The following is a 1,948-nucleotide window of genomic DNA, read 5'->3' as shown; positions in this document are numbered from 1 at the left end:
GGTGGTGACGTCGATCTGGCCGCTTCCTGCCGGGGCAGGGGTCAGGCCGCCCGCGACGCGGGTCGGCAGGGCCAGAACCTCACCATCGCGCAGCACCGTGCCCGGTGCGACGGCATTGTACCGCGCGATCTCACCGCTCGGCAGGCCGACCCGGGCCGACAGGCTTTCGACCGTGTCGCCCTGCCGGGCCACGGCGATCTGGTAGTTGGGATAGGTGATGACGCCGCGCGCATCGGGCTGGGGCCGGGGTTGGGCGGAATTGGCCGCCGCCGTCGTGTCCAATCCGTTGCCCTGACCGAAGTTCCTGAGGTCATAGTCGAAATTGCCGCCGGGATCGCAGGCGGCAAGGGTCAGAATGCTGCCCCCCAGAAGGGTGGCACGCAGGAAAACACGTGTGCGGGAAATTGTCATGGCTCGCATCCTCGTTTCGCTCGCCCTTGTTGCCCGGGCGGTCGTGGTTGTCAAAGCGGGCTGGCTGCCGTTCAGTCCTGTCCCAGCCCCTCGACCAGCGGCACAAAGCGCACCGGCCTCAGTTCCTCGTAATCGTAGCCCTGCGGCAGCCGGGTCACCTTGATCAGGTGCTGCACCGTATCCGACTGCCCGACGGGCACAACCATGATACCGCCTTCGCGGAGTTGAGCCAATAGGGGCCCGGGCGGGTCTTCGGCCGCCGCCGTCACGATGATCCGGTCGAAGGGTGCCTGATCGGGCAGGCCGTGACTGCCATCGCCGGTCATCGCGGTGATATTGGTCAGGTCAAACTTGCGAAACACTTCCTCGGCCTCGCGCACGAGGCGGCGGTGGCGGTCGATCGTATAGACCCGGCGCGCCAGGTGAGAGAGGATCGCGGCCTGATAGCCAGAGCCGGTGCCGATCTCCAGCACCTTGTCGCGGGGCGAGATGTCCAGCGCCTGGGTCATCAGCCCCACGACCGAGGGCTGGCTGATCGTCTGGCCGCAGGCGATGGGCAGGGGCATATCCTCATAGGCGCGTTCGGCAAAGAGCCCCTTGACGAAAGCGCCCCGGTCGATCCGTTCCATCGCCGTCAGGACGCGGCTGTCGGTGACGCCCTTGGACCTGAGCCCGTAGAGAAAGCGCATCTTCAGTTCGGCGGCGTCGGTCATGCCAGCCGGGCCTCAAGCTCGGCCATGGCGTCATGGGCGGTCAGGTCAGCGCGCATCGGCGTGACCGAGATCCAGCCGTCAAGATTGACCGCGACATCGGTGCCGGGTGCCGTCGGGTGGTGCTGTGGCCCGCCCTTGATCCAGAGAAACTTGCGCCCCGAGGGCGAGATATGCGGCTCGACCCCGAAGAACGTGTCGGTGCGGTAGCCTTGAGCCGCGACCTTCATGCCCTTCACATCCTGGCCCGCGACGGGTGGGAAGTTGACGTTGTAGAAAAGCCGGTAGTCGCTGCCATCCCAAAGCCCCTTGTCGAGAAGGGTGCGAACGATGGCCGTACCGTGATCGCGGGCGGCTTCGAACGGGGTTTCAAGCTCTTGCGTGGCAGGCCCCATGAACTGGCTGAGCGCGATGGCGGGGACACCTTGCAGGGCCGCCTCCATCGCGCCGCCGATCGTGCCGGAATAAAGCACATTCTCGGCCGAATTGTTGCCCCGGTTGACGCCGGAGAGGACGAGATCGGGTCGCCCGCCCTGAAGCACGTCATAGATGCCCGCGAGCACACAGTCGGCGGGTGATCCTTCGGCGGCATAGCGGCGGGGACCGAGTTTCGCGATCATCATCGGATGGGTGTAGGAGATGCAATGCCCGACGCCCGATTGCTCGAAGGCGGGGGCGACGGTCCAGACTTCGCCCTTCGGCCCCGCGATCTCTTCGGCGATGGATTGCAGGATCTCGAGCCCGGGGGCGTTGATGCCGTCGTCATTGGTGATGAGGATGCGCATGCATGGGCCCCCTGATGCTTTGCCCCTGATTAGACGAGCCGG

Annotated in this window: 2 protein-coding genes and 1 pseudogene; all 3 read right to left on the bottom strand. The window is 66.0% G+C overall.

From position 1 onward, the window contains the following. Positions 1 to 411, bottom strand: a pseudogene (locus tag WBB85_RS21520) (peptidase M23); the annotation flags it as partial. A 71-nt stretch (positions 412 to 482) separates the two neighbouring features. Further along, on the bottom strand, positions 483 to 1,124 hold the full coding sequence (locus WBB85_RS21515; protein ID WP_432640619.1) for a protein-L-isoaspartate(D-aspartate) O-methyltransferase: 642 nt from the start codon (positions 1,122 to 1,124) through the stop codon (positions 483 to 485). Next, entirely contained in the window at positions 1,121 to 1,906 is a 786-nt protein-coding gene (gene surE / locus WBB85_RS21510; RefSeq protein ID WP_432640618.1) for a 5'/3'-nucleotidase SurE, read from the bottom strand. The genes WBB85_RS21515 and surE overlap by 4 nt, the downstream gene beginning before the upstream one ends. Positions 1,907 to 1,948 lie beyond the last annotated feature (42 nt).

Source organism: Albidovulum sp. (assembly GCF_049646345.1).
In the GTDB taxonomy this organism is placed as follows: Bacteria; Pseudomonadota; Alphaproteobacteria; order Rhodobacterales; family Rhodobacteraceae; genus Albidovulum.
The sequence above is the reverse complement of the archived record's forward strand: the minus strand, read 5'-3'. Positions and strand labels throughout refer to the sequence as shown.

Bases quoted from the DNA above. Each gene is read 5' to 3' on its own strand.
- WBB85_RS21515 (WP_432640619.1), bottom strand. From the start codon at position 1,124: ATGACCGACGCCGCCGAACTGAAGATGCGCTTTCTCTACGGGCTCAGG.
- surE (WP_432640618.1), bottom strand. From the start codon at position 1,906: ATGCGCATCCTCATCACCAATGACGACGGCATCAACGCCCCCGGGCTC.